The sequence below is a fragment of the Schaedlerella sp. genome, assembly GCF_056796775.1.
On the sequence record NZ_JBQIKP010000070.1, the window covers coordinates 1 to 17,673 of the forward strand.

12 protein-coding genes, 1 tRNA gene and 1 pseudogene are annotated in these 17,673 nt (G+C 47.2%); 12 read left to right on the forward strand and 2 right to left on the reverse strand.

All coding sequences use genetic code 11. The features are described from left to right. Positions 1–1,710: glycosyltransferase family 2 protein (locus tag ACTOY7_RS20000; RefSeq protein WP_482672761.1), on the forward strand; the 1,710-nt coding region annotated here is incomplete at its 5' end. A gap of 49 nt (positions 1,711–1,759) precedes the next feature. After that, positions 1,760–3,103 carry a glycosyltransferase family protein gene (locus ACTOY7_RS20005; protein ID WP_160284339.1) on the forward strand — a complete coding sequence of 448 codons (1,344 nt, stop codon included), beginning with the start codon at positions 1,760–1,762 and terminating at the stop codon, positions 3,101–3,103. Positions 3,104–3,681: 578 nt separating this feature from the next. Here the strand turns inward: ACTOY7_RS20005 and ACTOY7_RS20010 are convergent. Continuing rightward, on the reverse strand, positions 3,682–3,984 hold the full coding sequence (locus ACTOY7_RS20010) for a helix-turn-helix domain-containing protein (RefSeq protein WP_160284341.1): 303 nt from the start codon (positions 3,982–3,984) through the stop codon (positions 3,682–3,684). 331 nt (positions 3,985–4,315) lie between these two features. Between ACTOY7_RS20010 and ACTOY7_RS20015 the strand changes: the two genes are divergently transcribed. The 8 genes and pseudogenes from ACTOY7_RS20015 (at position 4,316) to ACTOY7_RS20050 (ending at position 15,026) form a co-directional block, all read left to right on the forward strand. After that, positions 4,316–4,954, forward strand: coding sequence for a serine/threonine protein kinase (locus ACTOY7_RS20015; RefSeq protein ID WP_160284342.1), 639 nt, complete (start codon positions 4,316–4,318; stop codon positions 4,952–4,954). Between the two features lie 23 nt (positions 4,955–4,977). Next, positions 4,978–6,362 (forward strand): annotated as a pseudogene (locus ACTOY7_RS20020) (IS1182 family transposase); the annotation flags it as partial. 396 nt (positions 6,363–6,758) lie between these two features. After that, positions 6,759–8,435: an AAA family ATPase gene (locus tag ACTOY7_RS20025; protein ID WP_482671935.1), complete on the forward strand. Its 1,677-nt coding sequence runs from the start codon at positions 6,759–6,761 to the stop codon at positions 8,433–8,435. Positions 8,436–8,465: 30 nt separating this feature from the next. Beyond that, the gene (locus ACTOY7_RS20030; protein WP_482671936.1) at positions 8,466–9,608 is read left to right on the forward strand and encodes an exonuclease SbcCD subunit D; all 1,143 of its coding nucleotides are present in this window, start codon (positions 8,466–8,468) and stop codon (positions 9,606–9,608) included. A 428-nt stretch (positions 9,609–10,036) separates the two neighbouring features. After that, on the forward strand, positions 10,037–10,231 hold the full coding sequence (locus tag ACTOY7_RS20035) for a hypothetical protein (RefSeq protein WP_160284023.1): 195 nt from the start codon (positions 10,037–10,039) through the stop codon (positions 10,229–10,231). Positions 10,232–10,315: 84 nt separating this feature from the next. Next, a complete protein-coding gene (locus ACTOY7_RS20040; RefSeq protein WP_482672376.1) occupies positions 10,316–14,377 on the forward strand; it encodes an AAA family ATPase in 4,062 nt (1,353 codons plus the stop codon). Positions 14,378–14,479: 102 nt separating this feature from the next. Next, a complete protein-coding gene (locus ACTOY7_RS20045; RefSeq protein WP_004072613.1) occupies positions 14,480–14,602 on the forward strand; it encodes a hypothetical protein in 123 nt (40 codons plus the stop codon). 214 nt (positions 14,603–14,816) lie between these two features. After that, positions 14,817–15,026 (forward strand): hypothetical protein, encoded by a 210-nt coding sequence (locus tag ACTOY7_RS20050; protein WP_160284025.1) that lies wholly within the window; start codon positions 14,817–14,819, stop codon positions 15,024–15,026. Positions 15,027–15,238: 212 nt separating this feature from the next. Here the strand turns inward: ACTOY7_RS20050 and ACTOY7_RS20055 are convergent. Beyond that, a tRNA-Trp gene (locus tag ACTOY7_RS20055) sits at positions 15,239–15,309 on the reverse strand. A gap of 343 nt (positions 15,310–15,652) precedes the next feature. On the opposite strand from ACTOY7_RS20055, the gene ACTOY7_RS20060 reads away from it, so the two are divergent. Together ACTOY7_RS20060 and ACTOY7_RS20065 are read left to right on the forward strand one after the other, a co-directional pair. Then, complete coding sequence (locus ACTOY7_RS20060) at positions 15,653–16,729, forward strand: LacI family DNA-binding transcriptional regulator (RefSeq protein ID WP_482672375.1); 1,077 nt, start codon at positions 15,653–15,655, stop codon at positions 16,727–16,729. 415 nt (positions 16,730–17,144) lie between these two features. Continuing rightward, the gene (locus ACTOY7_RS20065) at positions 17,145–17,621 is read left to right on the forward strand and encodes an extracellular solute-binding protein (protein WP_482672558.1); all 477 of its coding nucleotides are present in this window, start codon (positions 17,145–17,147) and stop codon (positions 17,619–17,621) included. The last annotated feature ends 52 nt before the right edge of the window (positions 17,622–17,673 follow it).

The window sequence follows — 17,673 nt, forward strand, 5'->3', positions numbered from 1 at the left end:
TTATTAAAATATTTTCTCCGAGGTTTGGAGGAAGAGATAAAAAAGAAAAACAGAAAAAGAGCGGAAATATGGGCTTTAAAGAGTTTCCGAGACCGCTCGCTTATTCGTATGGAGGTTTATACAGACCGGATCATTTATAGTAATTCGTATATAACAGCCATTTCAAAAAATGGCTGTTATGCGAAGCTTGTAAGACGTACGTTTTATAATAGTGATGCTTCTGTGGCGTATGATCAGGTTTTTGAAGGCGAAGAAGAGACGTTTTTATTTCCAGATGGCAAAGTCTATAAGAGATTACAATTTGTTACGGAATTTATAAAAAGACTGGATTTATTGGAGCAGGATACTGTCCTTTTGGATTATTCTGTACCGAATAAATTTATACAAGCTATATTTGAATTTGGGAAGAGAGCTAGTATTGTGGCTATGGCTCCAGCTAAATATGATTTTGCGGAGGATAAAGACTATTATTATTGGTTTCAGTATTCTGAGGCGCTTGACTTTATGATCGTGTCAACAAAAGGGCAGAAGGAAATGCTGACAAAAGAATTAAAAAAGTATTATTGTAGCATTCCTGACATCAGGGTAATTCCAATAGAGGGGGAATTTTTGACTGCAGTATTGTATGAATCTTATAATGAAAATCTTGCTTTGTCGTGGACTTTTAATGGAAAAACGGATGGCTTTTTGATATATGACGAGTATGGAACAAAACTGTGTGAAACAAGAAATATATATCAGCATTATTTTTTGATTAAAGGCTACCAGAAAGAAACTGGTTTTGTTTTGAAAGCTTTTTCCGATACAGTGAAAGGTAAGGTGATAATAGCGGAGTCAAAAATAATACGTTTATGTATGAGACGATTTGATAAACCGGTAGTAAGTTTGGTGATACCGGCTTATAATGCGGAAGAAGGTATTGCGAGAGCAATTGATAATGCTCTTGCACAGAGTTTTTTAAACTTGGAAATTATCATTGTGGATGATGGGAGTACAGATTTTACCTCTAATATTATTGAGTGGTATGCTGAAAAATATTCAAATGTATCAGCAATACATCAGGAGAATAGCGGTGTTTCTGCTGCAAGGAATAGAGGGATAGAGACTGCCCAAGGTGATTTTATAGGATTTATGGATAGTGACGATATGATTCATCCTGATATGATAATAAGACTATATTATTCTATTATTAGGAATAAGTGCGAAATTGCAGTTACATCTGCATATACCGTAACTAATGCTGGGTATATTAAGTATTTACAGTACGCATTGAAAGAAGATGTTGCAATGACAACAGACGAGTTTTTCGTAGCGTATATGAGAAATGACCTTGGTCTTGTTGTATGGAATAAATTATATAATGCTTCCCTTGTAAAGACACATATGTTTCCTATATTTCCGTATGAAGATTTGGCATGGACACCGTATGTGTTGTCTTATGCTGATAAAATTTGTTATTTGAATGATTTTTCTTATGATTGGGATAGAAGTATCGGTGATAATACATTGTCAGGTGAACTGATGCGTTATACAAAAAAGGAAACTTTTAAGATGCTTAAGCAGGCAATTTTATTTTATTTGGAAGAAGGGAATCCTAAAAGATGCAAATTGCTGAAAAAGGTGGCAAAAAATGATTTGCTGCGTTGTAAGAAGAAAACAAAATATGAAGAATATGGAAAGTTATGGGAATGGGTAGATGAACAATTTTAACATTTATAAGGTTTGACATGAAATGTGGGGGATTTCGAGGAGATAGGAAATGATCATTTTTTCTAATAAGTATACAGAGGATATAGAGAAACTACGAGTGACAATACACTGTCTGGGTGAGGAGATAGGTGTTGTTGTATTTGAGGACAATGCATTTTTACCCAAAGGAGTATCTTCGCCTTATGAATATTATATTTCAAATCAAAATTGTAATGAACATGCGGAAAAGGAATTGTTTTATGATTCCTTAGTAATACCTGAATACTGGGAGATTCGTCCAAATGGCGCAACTGCGGGAATTTATTACATGGGGTGTGAGAGGGCAACAGTTTATTTTTGTGAACAAAGGTGTGGGCGATCAGGTTTGCGGGAAGCTTTAAATGCTGCTGTAAGCGCAGGTAATCCGGCGGCAGATAGCGAAGATGCCGAATATATGGCTCCACTGGAAAAGAGAAGCATTCAGCGGATAGAATGGCATACCGACAATGGTTGGATATACCGGATTGACCTTTATAATAAGTATGGCTTGAAGTATGCGAGCGAATTCCGTGATGAAGATGGAAATGTGGAATCAAAAGTATTTTATTCGGATAACAATCAGGAAGTGATTGTGGAACAACCAGGAAATGATGTGGTTACTTTGGTGGAAAAGGGAAACGTGAAAGGATTTTTTAATTCTCGTACAGAATTTATCGAGTATAATGTGGCAGAAGTGAGCCGGAATGAAAAGAAAATGATATTTGTGCAGGATGAAAAAATGCTAGATGCTTTGCGAATAAAGCCGGAAGAAAAGCAGAACTGGGACTTTGCGTGTTTTCCGAATGAGCAGTTGCTAAATAAGTATATAGATTTGGGTGGGAAAAATGGGTTACGATTTTATGCGATACCTGAGTATTATCCTCAAAACGAAACAAAGGCAGAAGCTCTGATTTTGACGGCATCAGATCAGATTGAAAAAATAAAGGAGCTTGTCTATGAATTGCCCAGCATGACGTTCCACATTGCGGCGCATACATTAATGTCAGATAAGCTTAACAAATTAGGAGAACTGGAAAGTGTAAACCTTTATCCATGTGTGAGCCGGGAAATGCTGGATACTTTATGGGACAGATGTGATTTTTATCTGGATATTAATCATAGGTATGAAATATATGATGCGGTAAATGCGGCACATCAGAATAACCTGCTGATCATGGGGTTTGAAAATACTGTACATCATAAGGAATTACTTGTGAATGGTTGTATATATCCGGAACAAGAATATAAAAAAATGGTGTTGGTAATAGAGTATGTCTTGAAGAGTCCGGTGCTGATGCAGAAATTATTGTTGGCACAACAAATAAAAAAGATAGAGATCTGGAAAGCGGTATTGAAATCGGAAGAGGAACTGTGACAAGCAGTTGACATAACGGTCTGATTGAACAAGGAAAATATTTTCAACTGTTCAATCAGATTTTTTTCTTGTGCTCCTCCAGAGCACTATGCAAGAGATACCATCAGAGAGTATGGAGTGAATAACTGATTTGAATTTATGCCAGAAAAACAGAAAATGTTACTTGCTTTTACACGACTTCTTCTTTATTTTACACCGATATCAATATTTTATTGCAAATCAATTGTATTATCGTATAGTAATAACGATAATACGAACATATGAGTCATGATTTTCAAATATGAGAAAGGATTCGCATATGGATTGGCTGACAGACGAAGCGCTGTATTATGGTGGAATGCTGGTTTCAGCATGTTCACTGTTATTAGGAATTGTATATTGCGTTTTACCGTATATTAGAAAAATTCGTTTGAATATACAGTTAGATGAGGAATATGGGAAGACGGTTAAAACAAGTAAAGAGTGAAAAGAGGAAGTGTGTCAGGCATCCGGCTTCTTGCCGCAGGCAAGTATAAAATGAGTCGGATGCCGTTATAGTATGTGTCAGGTTAGATCGTGAATCTGCATAGTTGCCGGAATCAAAGAAGCTTTAGAAATGTAATCAGCGCTTCATACTGCTGGGAATCCAGTTTTGAAGCATAGTGAAGTAACTGACACTGCTGTTCATTGATCAAAGTAGCATTGTCATTGTCCTCCAGAAAAAATTGAGATAAAGTGATTCCAAAGGCATCGCAGATTTTACTGAGAGAAGGAATCGTCGGAAGCATATTCTTTCGGTACCAGGAAGAAATCGTAGACTGCGTAAGTCCTGATTTTTCAGCCAGCTGATACTCTGACCAGTTGCGTTCCAGACGATATTGAACACAGTTTACGCTCTTCAATTTTTTTAACTGCAAGTGTTTTTATGATTGAAAAACTGTGTTACTTGCCACAGACTCATGTAAACAATCTGTGACATATGCGCCACCAACATGATTATTGTAACCCGCACCAACCTGACATTGCAGGTATATTTGCTAATTATAAGTGAATTACTATTGCAATTTACTACGTAAAACATATAATAAAAACGATAATACATATTGATTATGGAATTATAGAAAGGCGAAGCGGCAATGAAAGCGAAGGAAGAGGTTCCTGAGTCTATATAGAGCTTATGTACGGGATGACAAAAATATGCAGATAAAATCAGAGAAAGTCGGAGAGTAATATATGTCGGAGATTATAGCTGGTACATATCAAATTATCAGGAAGATTGGCTCCGGTGGCGGGGGCAACGTTTTTCTGGCGTATCATCAGCGTCTGGATAAAAAAGTAGCTCTAAAAGCGGATAAAAGACAGATATCCACATGCCCGGAGCTTTTGCGTATCGAAGTAGATGTATTAAAGCATCTCAGCCATACGTATATTCCGCAGGTGTATGACTTCTTTGTGGAAAATGAGACGGTTTATACAGTTATGGATTATATTGAAGGGGAGAGCTTTGATAAGCTGTTGAAGAGGGGGGAGACGTTTTCACAGGTGCAGGTGATCCGATGGGGGAGGCAGCTTCTGGAGGCTCTTTCTTATCTGCACAGTCCGATTCACGGAGACCTGCCCCATGGCTATACTCACAGTGATATCAAACCGGCGAATTTGATACTGACTCCGTTGGGAGATATCTGTCTGATCGATTTCAATATTACGCTGGCGCTGGGTGAAGAAACGATAATCGGACGCAGCAAGGGCTATGCTTCGCCGGAACACTCTGGTTTGGATTTCTCTACAGACAGGTCCTACACAGGAGCAGAGGGCACGGACTTATCGGATCCGTTCCGGAAAGGTTCGGCCGGGGCTGTTGCACTAATATAGTGCTTCAGCCCTATTTTTGATGTTTAGGAGATTTATATCGGACTTACTGCCGGGAGGGGCACGCAAACGAACCGACACTGCGTCAACTGCTCAAGATCTTGGTTTATGGCTACATGAATCATCTCTATTCCAGTCGGGAGATTGCCGCGGCCTGTCTCCGGGATATTAATTTCATGTGGCTTCTGGAAGGGGCAAAAGCGCCCCATTATTCCACCATTGCCAGGTTTCGTACCCTGCATTTCGGTCCCTGCGCAGAGCCGATCATGGCAGAAGTGTCCCAGTTCCTGTATCAACTGGGAGAATTGTCCGGAGAAACCATTTTCATAGACGGTACAAAGATCGAAGCATGCGCCAACAAATATACTTTTGTATGGAAGAAAGCGGTCAGTAAGAACCTGGGAAAATTATTGGAGAAACTGGCTGCCTTTGTAGAACTCTGTGAGGAGACTTATGGGATCAAGGTGGTGTATCAGAACCAGGTGAAAATGAAGCGTGTAAAAAAGCTGCGGAAGAAACTGTATGCATTGAAAGAATCAGAAGGAATTGAATTCGTCCATGGTACTGGGAAACGAAAACATATCCTGCAAAAAAGCATTGAGACTTTGGAAGAATATTTGAAAAAACTAAAAGAATATACGAAAAAGCTGCATATCTGCGGAACACGCAACAGTTATTCCAAAACGGACCACGACGCGACTTTTATGAGGATGAAAGAAGACGCTATGGGAAACGGACAGCTCAAGGCCGGATATAATCTCCAGCACGGCGTAGACAGTGAATATATTGTATGGCTGACACTGGGACCGCAGCCCGCGGATACCACAACATTGATTCCATTTTTGAAATCTATGGAAGGGAATCTTGGCTTTTCCTATCAAAAAGTAGTCACGGATTCCGGATATGAAAGCGAAGAAAAATATGGGTATCTGGACGGCGGCGGGAAGTTGGCATACATCAAACCGGCAAATTACGAGATCTCAAAAACAAGGAAATACAAAAAAGACATCGGCCGGGCAGAAAACATGGAGTATGACGAAGCAGCGGATACCTACACGTGCCACAATGGGAAAATCTTACATAAAGCCCGAATACAAAAAGAAAAGACCAGGACAGGAATAAGAACCTGTATGTATCAAAAAAGTTGCTCGAATATCGGGAAGCAGATCTGGAACGGATTGAAAGCGAAGAAGGGATTGAACTCCGGATGAATCGAAGTATCCAGGTGGAAGGATCCTTCGGGGAACTAAAACAGAACAGTGGATTCCGGAGATTTTTATACCGTGGGAGCCAGAATGTGAAAGCAGAAGCGATACTTTTGGCATTTGCGCATAACATCAATAAGCTGCACCATAAGATTCAGGGAGACAGAACCGGGAATCACCTGTTTCCTATAAAGAAAAGCGCATAAAAATAGACCAGTCAAAAGATTCAGGTTCTGTCTCGTGGCAAGGCTTGGGAAAGTGCATTCATCTAAAAAACAACGGGGAATACCTCTCTAATTTCAATAAAAAACTACTCTTTTTAGAAAAAGGGGCTGTTACATCCGAGATTTTTTGATCTCTGGTGCAACAGCCCCAGTTTTTCTTGATAAAAAAATAAAATTTTTATAGTATAAATACAAAAAGTTTTTAAAATCGGATGCTTTTTGCGGTAATAGGATATACTCATGCTTTGAAAATATACGGAAAAGTTTTCATAGTAAGCCGGAGGTAAGTGTGTTAAACTATAGATTGACAGGGTAGAAAATGTGGATTTACCGGGTTACTCGTGTAATGCTGTACCGGGGAAGGAGTGTGCCGGCTGTATGGGAATCTATTTGAACGGAAAAAGGGCGTATTCTCTGTTCCAGGAGGACTGCGCGATGACATACTATATCGATAAGACGGAGATGCTGGATGAAATTGTGCGGATTCTGGAACAGAAGGGGAATGCGGTTGAGGAGACAGGCGCATTTCGGGGAAAGAAGATGAAATACCTCTGTGTGACCAGGCCGCGGCGTTTTGGAAAGACGATGGCGGCGAATATGATCGGGGCTTTTTTTGGCAAGGGAGCAGACAGCAGTGAAGAATTTGTTCATTTAAAGGCAGCCAGTTATGGGTGGTTTCAAAAGCATTTGAACCAGCATAATGTGATTCATATTATGTTCAATGAACTGCCGGAAAACAGAAGATCTTACGAGCAATATATTTCTAGAATAAAAAAGGGGCTGATTGGTGATCTGAGGATGGCTTATCCTGAGATAGAGATTGAAAAAGAAGATTCTGTATGGGACGCGCTGACAAAGGTGTTTGAATACGGCAATGGGGACAAGTTTATTTTTGTGCTGGATGAGTGGGACTATATTTATCATCAGAAGTTTGTGACGGAGGAAGAGAAGGACGATTTTACGAAGTTTTTAAGCAACCTTTTGAAGGATAAGGCGTATGTGGAGATGGCGTACATGACGGGAATCCTTCCGATTGCCAAGTACTTCAGCGGTTCCGAACTGAATATGTTCTGTGAGTATACCATGGTGAATGAGGAAAAATATAACGAATATTTTGGATTTACCGGGGAAGAGGTGGATGCGCTCTACGAACGGTACCAGGCGCAGGAAACGGGGAAGCAGAATATCACCAGGGAGGATCTGCGGCTCTGGTATGACGGGTATCATACCAAAGGGGGGCGGCGTATGTATAATCCACGGTCGGTGGTGCTTGCGCTGTCCAATAATAATCTGGGGAATTACTGGACCAATTCGGGGCCGTATGATGAGCTGTTCTACTATATCGGGGCAAATGCAGATGAGGTGAAGGAGGATGTGGGGCTGATGATCGCGGACATTCCGGTTCCGGCCAGGGTACAGGAATATGCGGCTACATCCATGGAGCTGAAAACAAAGGATGAGATTTTTTCGGCGATGGTGGTTTATGGATTTTTGAATTATGAGGATGGATATGTTTCGATTCCCAATAAAGAACTGATGGGGCGTTTTGCGGATATGGTCCAGAGGGAGCCCTCCCTGGGAAATGTTTACCGCCTGACAAGGCAGTCCGGCCGGATGCTGATGGCGACGAAGGCCGGGGATACGAAAACGATGACGGAGATCCTGCAGTTTGTACACAATACGGAGAGCCCTCTGCAGGTTTACAGCAATGAGGCGGAGCTGGCCTCGATCATCAAGTGGGCCTATCTGCAGGCAATTGATTATTATCGGATGGAGCGGGAGGATAAGGCGGGGGTGGGATATGTGGACTATATCTTTTATCCGTTCCGGCGGGAGGATGACGCGATCATTCTGGAATTGAAGGTGAATCATACCGCGGATGACGCGATCCGGCAGATCAAGGAGCGGCAGTATGCGCTCCGGTTTGAGGGGAAGATCGGAGAGAAGCCGGAGTATACGGGGCGGATCCTGGCGGTGGGGATTGCCTATGATAAGGATGACAGGACGAAACGGCATGAGTGTAAGGTGGAAGTGCTGCGGGAGAGGCTGAATTAGAGCCGCAGAGCAGAGAACGGAGAAAAATTCATGAAATTCATACATTTATCGGACCTTCACATCGGAAAGCGGGTGAATGAGTTTTCCATGCTGGAGGATCAGAAGTATATATTGGCGCAGATCCTGGAGCTTATGGAGAGGGAAAGGGCCGACGGGGTGATCCTGGCGGGGGATCTGTATGACAAGCCGGTGCCACCGGCGGAGGCGGTGCGGGTGCTGGATGCATTTTTGACCCGGCTGGCGGAGATGGGGGTTCCGGTCTTTGCGGTCAGCGGGAACCATGACTCGGCGGAGCGGGTGGCATTTGGAGCGCGGCTGTTTTCCAGCAGGGGCGTGTATCTGTCGCCGGTGTATGACGGGAAGGTGGAATCTATTTCGCTGGAGGATTCCTTCGGGGAGGTACGGGTGTATCTGCTGCCATTTGTGAAGCCGGCGGCGGTGCGGCATGTCTTTGAGTCGGAGGAGATCGATAGCTACGAGGATGCGGTGCGGACGGCGGTGGAGCATATGGAGATCGATCCGTCTGTGAGAAATGTCCTGGCGGCCCATCAGTTTGTGACCGGTGCGGCCCGGTGCGAGTCGGAGGAGATCCTGGTGGGCGGACTGGATAACGTGGACGCGGCTGTATTTGACGGGTTTGACTATGTGGCACTGGGGCATCTCCACAGTCCCCAGCATGTGGGCAGGGAGACAGTGCGCTACTGCGGGACTCCTTTGAAATATTCTTTTTCCGAGGCGGAGCAGGAAAAGTCGGTGACGGTGGCGGAGCTTAAGGAAAAGGGGAACGTGGAGATCCGGAGGATTCCGTTGAAGCCTCTGCGGGATATGCGGCGGATTCGGGGGACTTATATGGAGGTGACGGACCGGTCTTTTTATCAGGATACGAATACGGAGGACTATGTGCAGATCACGCTGACGGATGAGGAGGATGTGCCGGACGGGCTGCAGAAGCTCCGGGTTATTTATCCGAATCTGATGCGGCTGGAATATGACAACAGGCGGACCCGGGAGAGCGGGGACGTGAGCGGGGCCTGTGAGGTGGAGCAAAAGTCGGAGCTGGAATTGTTCGGGGAGTTTTATGAGCTGCAGAATAATCAGGCGATGAGCGAGAAGCAGGAGGCATTTGTCAGGGAACTGATCCGGAAGGTGCAGGAGAGAGGCATTCTTGAATGATGATGTGTTACAGGTCACGTCCGGCCAAGTTCACTCCCCAGCCAATCACCACGCTGATTGGCTGGGAGGATGCACATAAAAGCTGGGATTCAGGCCGTCCATTGCCGCAGGCAATTTAAAATGACGGCCTGAGTTACAGGGCACGCCTGGTCAAGGTGTGACCTGTAACAACTGTAGTTACATGTCACACCCCGACCAATCACCACGCTGATTGGTCGGGAGGATGCACATAAAAGCTGCTATTCAGGCCGCCCATTGCCGAAGGCAATTTAAAATGACGGCCTGAGTTACAGGGCACGCCTGGTCAAGGTGTGACCTGTAACTGCTGCTCACAGAAAGATATCAATTTTCTGGTGAAAATGGATATCCTATGATATAATGAAAGCAATAGAAAACCAGTATACATTTCAAAAAAGGGAGGTGCGGAAATGCCATCAACTAATTTGGAAATTGCAAAAACAGCCATAGATGATTTTAAGGAGATACAAAGATATATGGCAATTGCAAAAGAGGAAAATGCAGTAAAAACGTATGCCGAGTTAAAAAAGAAATATCTTTCTTTAAAGGCAATACTGAACGTGGCAGGCGTCAATCTCACGGATATTGATGAGATTAAGGAATAACGTATCTATATGGATAGCGCAGAGAATGTGCTATCCTGTTTTTTCACGATTCGTTATTAATGTATACGGAAAAGAGGAAAGATTATGAGACCACAAAAGCTGACGATCAGTGCTTTCGGACCTTATGCCGGGAAAACGGAGATTGATTTTTCCAGGCTGGGGGATCGGGGGCTTTTTCTGATTACGGGGGATACGGGAGCGGGAAAGACCACGATATTTGACGCAATCGCGTTTGCGTTGTACGGGGAGGCCAGCGGAAATGTGCGGGAAGCGGGGATGTTTCGGAGCAAATATGCCGGGGAGGAGGCGCCCACCTTCGTGGAACTGGAATTTGTCTATCGGGAAAAACGGTACCGGATCAGGCGGAATCCGGAGTATCTCCGGCCCAAGGGGCGGGGGACTGGGTATACGATGCAGAAGGCGGACGCGGAGCTGACCTTTTTTGACGGCAGGCAGCCGGTGACCCGGATGCGTGAGGTGACCCGGGCGGTGGAGGAGGTGATCGGGCTGGATTACCGGCAGTTTACCCAGATCGCCATGATCGCCCAGGGGGATTTTCAAAAGCTTTTGCTGGCGGGAACCCAGGAACGGGGGGAAATCTTCCGGCAGATCTTCCATACCGGGCTGTACCAGGAGGTGCAGAACCGGCTCCGGGACGCGGCGAAGGAACGATGGAAGGAATATGACGAGATCCGCAGGAGCATCAGCCAGTATCTGTCGGGGGCGGTCTGTGAGGGCAGCCCGGAGATCAGCCTGGAACTGGAAAGCCTGCGCAAGGTGAAGTTTGAAGGCAGGGTAGGAAGAGGCCTGGAACTTCTCCAGGAGCTTTTGGAGCAGGACGGGGCGGCATTGGAGCAGATGGACGATCAGCTGTCCGGTCTGGATGAGAAGATCCAGCAGGAGGACCAGCTTCTGGGGAAGGCGGAGCATTTTCGGCAGACAGCGGTACTTCTGGAGGAAAAACGGGAAGCCTTAAAGGAGAAGCGGCAGGCTTTGGAGCAGGCCGGGGAGATCCGGGAGAAGGCCCTGCAGTCGGGGGCCGAGGAAGAGGAGCTGGCAGCCTTGATCCGGCAGGCCGAGGAAAACCTGGAAAGATACCATGCTATGGAAAAATTGCAGGAACAAATGGAACTGCAGGCGGTTCGGATTGCCGAGGAACAGGAGAAACGGGAGAAGGCAGTGCTGCGCGTGGGAACCCTGAAGCTGGAGATCGGGGAAAAGAAGAGGGAGCAGGAAACGCTGGAAACCGCAGGAGAGGAGCGGGAGCGGCTTCTGCACCGGAAGGAAGGCATGGAAAAGCATCGGGAAGGACTGCAGCGGCAGGGCGGGCAGTACCTGGAGATCCAGGCGGAACGGGAGACGCGTGAGGCGGCCAGGGAAAGGGCGCTGGCGCAGGAAAAGAGTTTGGCCGGGGAACTGGAGGAGGCCGGGCAGCAGGCGGAGAGCTTGCGGGACCGGGACGCGGTGCTGGTGGGACTGACCGGGAGCCGGGAAAGGCTGGAGAAGGAGAAGGCGGAGCTGGAAGCGTGCCGCAGGGAATGGGATGAGGTCCGGGGGCAGCAGGAGAAGGCGGAGGAGACGCTGGCCGGGCTGACGGAGCAGGAACGGGCATGGAAGGAAATGCTGGGGAAGCTGCAGGAGGAGCTGCGGCCTTTGAAAAATGCGGAGAGCGAGGAGATGGAGTACCGGCACCGGGCGGAAAGACAGAAACAGGTGCTGGAGGATTTTCTGGAGCATGAAAAGCGCTGGAAGGGGTATGAGAAGAAGCGGGAGAAGCAGCGGGAGAATCATGGAGCTGCTGTGGAGGAATGGAAGCGGCTGCAGAATGCGTATTATGAGCTGGAGCAGAGATTTTTTGATGCCCAGGCGGGCATGCTGGCGGAGCATTTGAAGGAGGGGGAGAAGTGCCCGGTGTGCGGGGCGCTGCATCATCCGGAGCCGGCGGCACTGGCCGGAGAGGTGCCGGAGAAGAGGGAGCTGGACGAGAAGAAGAAGGTGCTGTCGAAAGCGGAGCGGAAGGTGGAGAAACTCAGCGGAGAGATCCGGCATCTTTCGGAGCAGATGGATGAGACGGAAGGGGAACTGCTGAGGATCGGAGAGGGAGCGCTTCGGCTGTCTGGAGAGGAGACGCGATTATCCGGGGAAGGCGAGAGGCTGTCTGGTGACGGGGAACGGCTGTATGCAGGCACGGCGCAGCCACCCGGAGGTGAGGCGCGGCGGCGCGAAGATGCGTCAGAGGGAATGAAGAGCGGCAGGGCTGAGGCAGAAAAGGCGGAGATGTTTGCAGACGGAGAAGCGGCGCCGGGAATTTCTGTGATCGAACAGGATGTGCGGGATGCCGGGGCTGTGAATGCCGGGCGATTGGCTGAGATGCGGCAGAACCTGCAAATGCATTTGGAAGAGCTGCAGAAGCAGCAGGAAGGAGCGAAGGAGAAAAAAGAGCGGTATGATGCCGGAAAGCAGGAGACGGAAGCGCTGGAAGGGCGTCTGGCGGGGCTTGGCGAGCAGGGGAAGGATCTGCGGGCAGATGTGGATCTGCTGGCGGGGCGGAGTATGGCCCTGGGGAAGCAGCTGGATGACAGGCTGGGCCGGATTGAGGAGGCACGGACGGAGCAGGACGCAAGGCGGAAGAGTAAGGGCGCGGATGTGAGAGCCGCGGTTCTGGAGGCGGAGGATGCATCTGCTTTCAAAACCGCAGCGGACGGGAAGCGGAAAGCGGCGCTTGAATCTGCGCTTTGCTGTCTGGCGGAACAGCTGGAAGAAATCTCGCTCCGGGAGCAGCAGGCGCAAAAGGACCTGGAACTGCGCGGCCGACTTTTGGAAACGGTCCGGAAGCTGGAAAAGAAACTGGAAAAATGCCGGGAGACGATCCGGGGGCAGAGCAGCTGTCTGGAAATCCTGCGGTCCCGGCGTGGGGAAAACCGGAAGCAGATGGAAGCGCTTCTTCTTGCGCCGGGGATGCCCTGGGGAGATTCTTATGGAAATGCGGCGGAAATGGGAGACCATGATCTGCTGCGGACGGTGACCGGAGCGGGGCAGCTGCTGGACCTGGAGCTGGCTGGTCTGGAGAGCGGGATTGCGGAAAACCGAAGAAACATAAAACGGAAAAAACATTTGGACAAAGAGATTCCAAAGCTGGAGGAGGAAATGCGCCGGGAGGAGGAAGAAGCAGGTCGGTCGGAGCTTCTTTTGACACGGATGGACACGGAGCGGAAGCTCTGGAAGGAACAGAGGGAGGATCTGGAGGAAATCCTGGGAGAGCAGACCAGGGAGGAAGCGGAAGAGAAGGCCGGGGAGATCCGGGAGAAGCTGCGTTTCCTGCAGAAGGAACGGGAAAAGGCGGAGCAGAATTTCCAGAGGCGCAGGGAAGAGCTGACGGCGCTGCAGGCTGCGGTCCAGGCGCTGGAAGCCCAGCAGTCGGAGGAACCGTTGGAGGCAGAGGAAATACTGGAGAGAAAGCGGCAATGGACAGAGGAAAAGGCGCGGTTGTCTGGGAAACGAGCGGAGCGGTATGCGGCAGGAAAGAAGAACCGGGACATTTACGAGGCGGTTTGTGACCGACAGCAGATGATGATTGCCGTGGAGCAGGAATATGTGTGGGTGAAGGCGCTGTCGGATACGGCCAACGGGACTCTGACCGGGAAGCGGAAGATTGAGCTGGAAACCTTTATCCAGATGACGTATTTTGACCGGATCCTGCGCCGGGCGAACCTGCGGTTGATGACGATGAGCAGCGGACAGTATGAACTGAAGCGGCAGGAGGACGGGGACGGCAAGCGGGAGAAGGCCGGACTGGAGCTCAATGTGATTGATCATTATAACGGCACGGAGCGGAGCGTCAAGACACTGTCCGGCGGGGAGTCCTTTCAGGCGTCTCTGTCTCTGGCGCTGGGATTGTCGGATGAGATCCAGTCCTGCGCGGGCGGAATCAGGCTGGATGCCATGTTTGTGGATGAGGGCTTCGGCTCTCTGGATGAGGAGGCCTTGAACCAGGCGGTAAAGGCGCTGGCCGGGCTGACGGAAGGGAACCGCATGGTAGGGATCATTTCCCATGTAGCGGAGCTCAAGGAGCGAATTGAGCGGAAGATTGTGGTGACGAAGCTGAGAAGCCGGGACGGAGTTGGGAGCGCGGTGGAGGTGGAATGAGCGTAAGAATCAGTGAATAAAGGCTTTACACAAAAAAATCCTTTTGATATAATGGAGATATCTCATGGGACGATATTTTCCATATAGAAGGGAGGCGATTCTGTGACTGGAAAAGAAGTTGTTAACTTAATCCAGAAATTGGAAGCCGAAGGGATGACTGCCGAAAAAATCATAGAAATTATAAAATATGTTGAAACGGCGGAACCCAAAATAGAAACTAAATAATTAGTATTATATAGAGTGTAAAGTCTTTATTGAATCATCAAGGGCTTTACACTCTTTTTGATTCTTCAATTAAGCAACCGGGCAAGCCGAAAGCATCCACAAACCTAAAACAATATATTGGTGACGATATCGAGACAAGAGAGGAATAGTCCAGAAGATTCTTTAGGGGTTGCTACTCACCAAATTAAATATAAGAAAAGGAAGGTACAAGGATATGTGTATTACGAAAAAAGAGTTAGAAAATAAGGTTCAGGAGTTAAGAAATTTGAAGGTTATGAAAGAAGAGCTTGAAAATGAACTGAAAGCGGTTGAGCATGTGATCACTTCATATATGACTGAAAATGATCTTGATACAGAGATCACCGACACGAAAAAATACAAGAAGTTATGGATGGTTCATATTGTGACAAAAGAAAGTCGATAATGCTTTTTCCATGTCCTTGTTTTCTGAATTTTGGAAAAACCTCAAACCAATTTATTTATGAAAGTTGGAAAAAGAATCAACAGCACTCGATTTATATCTGTATGATTAAGATTTTGATTAAGTTTTTGGAACGGCAAAAACCTGAGAAAATAAAAATACCCGAAAACCCTTAAAAAACAAGGCTTCCGAGCATCTTCATGTCTGAGTAAAAGCAGGGGATGAGAGAATCGAACTCCCACCAAAGGTTTTGGAGACCCCTATCATACCATTTGACCAATCCCCTGTGCTGCGGCTTGCCGCCGCAAGTACTTGACTAGTATATCAACCCGGAGACGGTTTGTCAAGAAAAAAATGAAAATGTGTGTAAAAATTTGTTACTGCGAATAGTAACAAAATTTGGAATCGGGTTTCATCTTAGAAAAATGCATGAAAAATATGTACAAAAAAATAAATGATTTTAAGTGAAGAAATGATATTGAGTTTTGGTGGGGGTTGATGGTATAATCTTATGAAATAAGGTTGCGGGAAAGGAGCGCTTCCGAAAAATGTTCTAACTGTACCGTACAGTTAGAAAATGTTCATTCTGCGCGGGGCAGCTCCAGGCGAGTTTTATTGGGGGACAGGATATGATAACAATTAAAGACATGGCAGAGATGCTGGGAATCAGTACTACAACGGTATCGAATGTGATTCATGGGAAGACGAGCGAGGTTTCACAGAAGACGGTGGAACGGGTGGAAAAGATCCTGGAGGAATATGAATATGTGCCGAATATCAGCGCCAGGAGTCTGACACAGAACAGCTCCAAGATCATCGGTGTGGCGTTTAAGTGCAGGAAGGATAAGTACATCAACCTGTTTACGGATCCGTTTTTCGGAGAGCTGATCGGGGCGCTGGAAGCGGAGATCCGGGCGAGGGGATATTTTATGATGACCTATACGTCCAACGATATCAGTGAGATCATCCGGAATGTGCTGACATGGAATGTGGACGGGCTGATCCTGGTGGGTATGCTCCACGATGATTTTATCCGGATCAAGAGCCGGTACAAGAACCCTACGGTTCTGATCGACAGCTATGCTCCCAGGGAGATCATGAATTATGTGAATGTCGGGCTGGAGGATGAAGAGGGCGCTTATGCGATCACCCGGTATCTGCTGGAGATGGGACACAGGAAGATCGCGTTTCTGGCGGATAATATGGAAGGGGTGGATTATACCCGTTATCTGGGATATCAGAGGGCGCTGGCGGACAGCGGCCTGGAGATGGAGGAGGAGAATCTGCTGATCTTTCATCCGGGGACGGTGGAGCGGGAATCCAGCCTGAGGGAGCTTTACTATCGGTGCAAGAATTATACGGCGTTTATGTGCTGCTCGGACTATTATGCGGTGCTGCTGATGAATTATTTTATGGACCGGGGGGTCCGGATCCCGGAGGATCTGTCCTTCACCGGGTTTGACAATAACCTGATGTCCAGGGTGGTGCGTCCGGCGCTGACGACCGTCGGTCAGGACGTGACGAAAAAGGGGCGGCTTGCCGTGGAATATCTGCTGAAGATGATCGAAGGGACGGAACTCACGGAGTGGGACGTGAAGCTCCCGACAGAGCTGGTGATCCGCGACAGCGTGAGGGCAGTCGGCCAGGCAGCGGAGTCCGGGGACGAAATGCCGGATGAGGAAGAAAGTGAGAACCGTGTGGTGTAGAGCCGCAGATGTCCGAAGCGGCGCGGGCAGTGCGGGCCGGAAGACGGCGAGAAGGAAAACAGAAGAGACGCGGACGAGGGCGTATGAGAAAAAGAACCGGATACCTGCCGGCAGCAGGCAGGGCCGGTTCTTTTTTTGAAAAATACGTTGAAAAATGGGACGGGTTGTAAAATGTTGTATGTTTTGCGCGGAAATCAGAGGGAAAAAGTGTTATTTTCATGCACAAGTTAGCGAGAATGTAAAAAAGTGATGCCAAATATGCATAAAAAGGTGATTTTTTTTATGTTTTTTTGAAACTTATGTGCAAAAGGTATTGACATTTGTGAAAAAAGTGTTAACATGAATTACATAGAAAACCTTATGCGCAAAAGGTCGAAAAATATTGTGTGGCACCGCACAAAAAAGGAGGAAAATAATGAAGAGGAAAGTAATTGCAACATTGTTGGCAGCAACTATGGTAATGAGTTTAGCAGCTTGCGGAAGCGGCGGAGATAACGGTTCATCAGGCGGAGACGCAGGGAACTCCGGTTCATCTTCCGAGTCTGATTCTGGTTCATCAGGCGGCGGTTCCGGTGATTCGATCCGTCTGGTTAACGGCAAGATCGAGATAGACTCTCAGCTGAAGAAGCTGGCTGAGATGTATAAAGAAGAAACCGGTGTTACGGTTGAGATCGAGTCCATGGGCGGCGGTATTGATATCCAGGGTACCCTCAAGGGCTACTATCAGGCGGACAATATGCCGGATATCTTTGTGAACGGCGGTTCTACAGACTTCGGCAACTGGGAAGGCATGCTGGAGGATATGAGCGGTGAGGCATGGGCCTCCGATACAGACGCTGCATATGAATACTATGGCAATCTTTACATAGCATCCATTATGACAAGCAAGTAATTATGACACGAAAGTGATAAAACTGTAGCAGTAATGCGGGTTATTTACGATT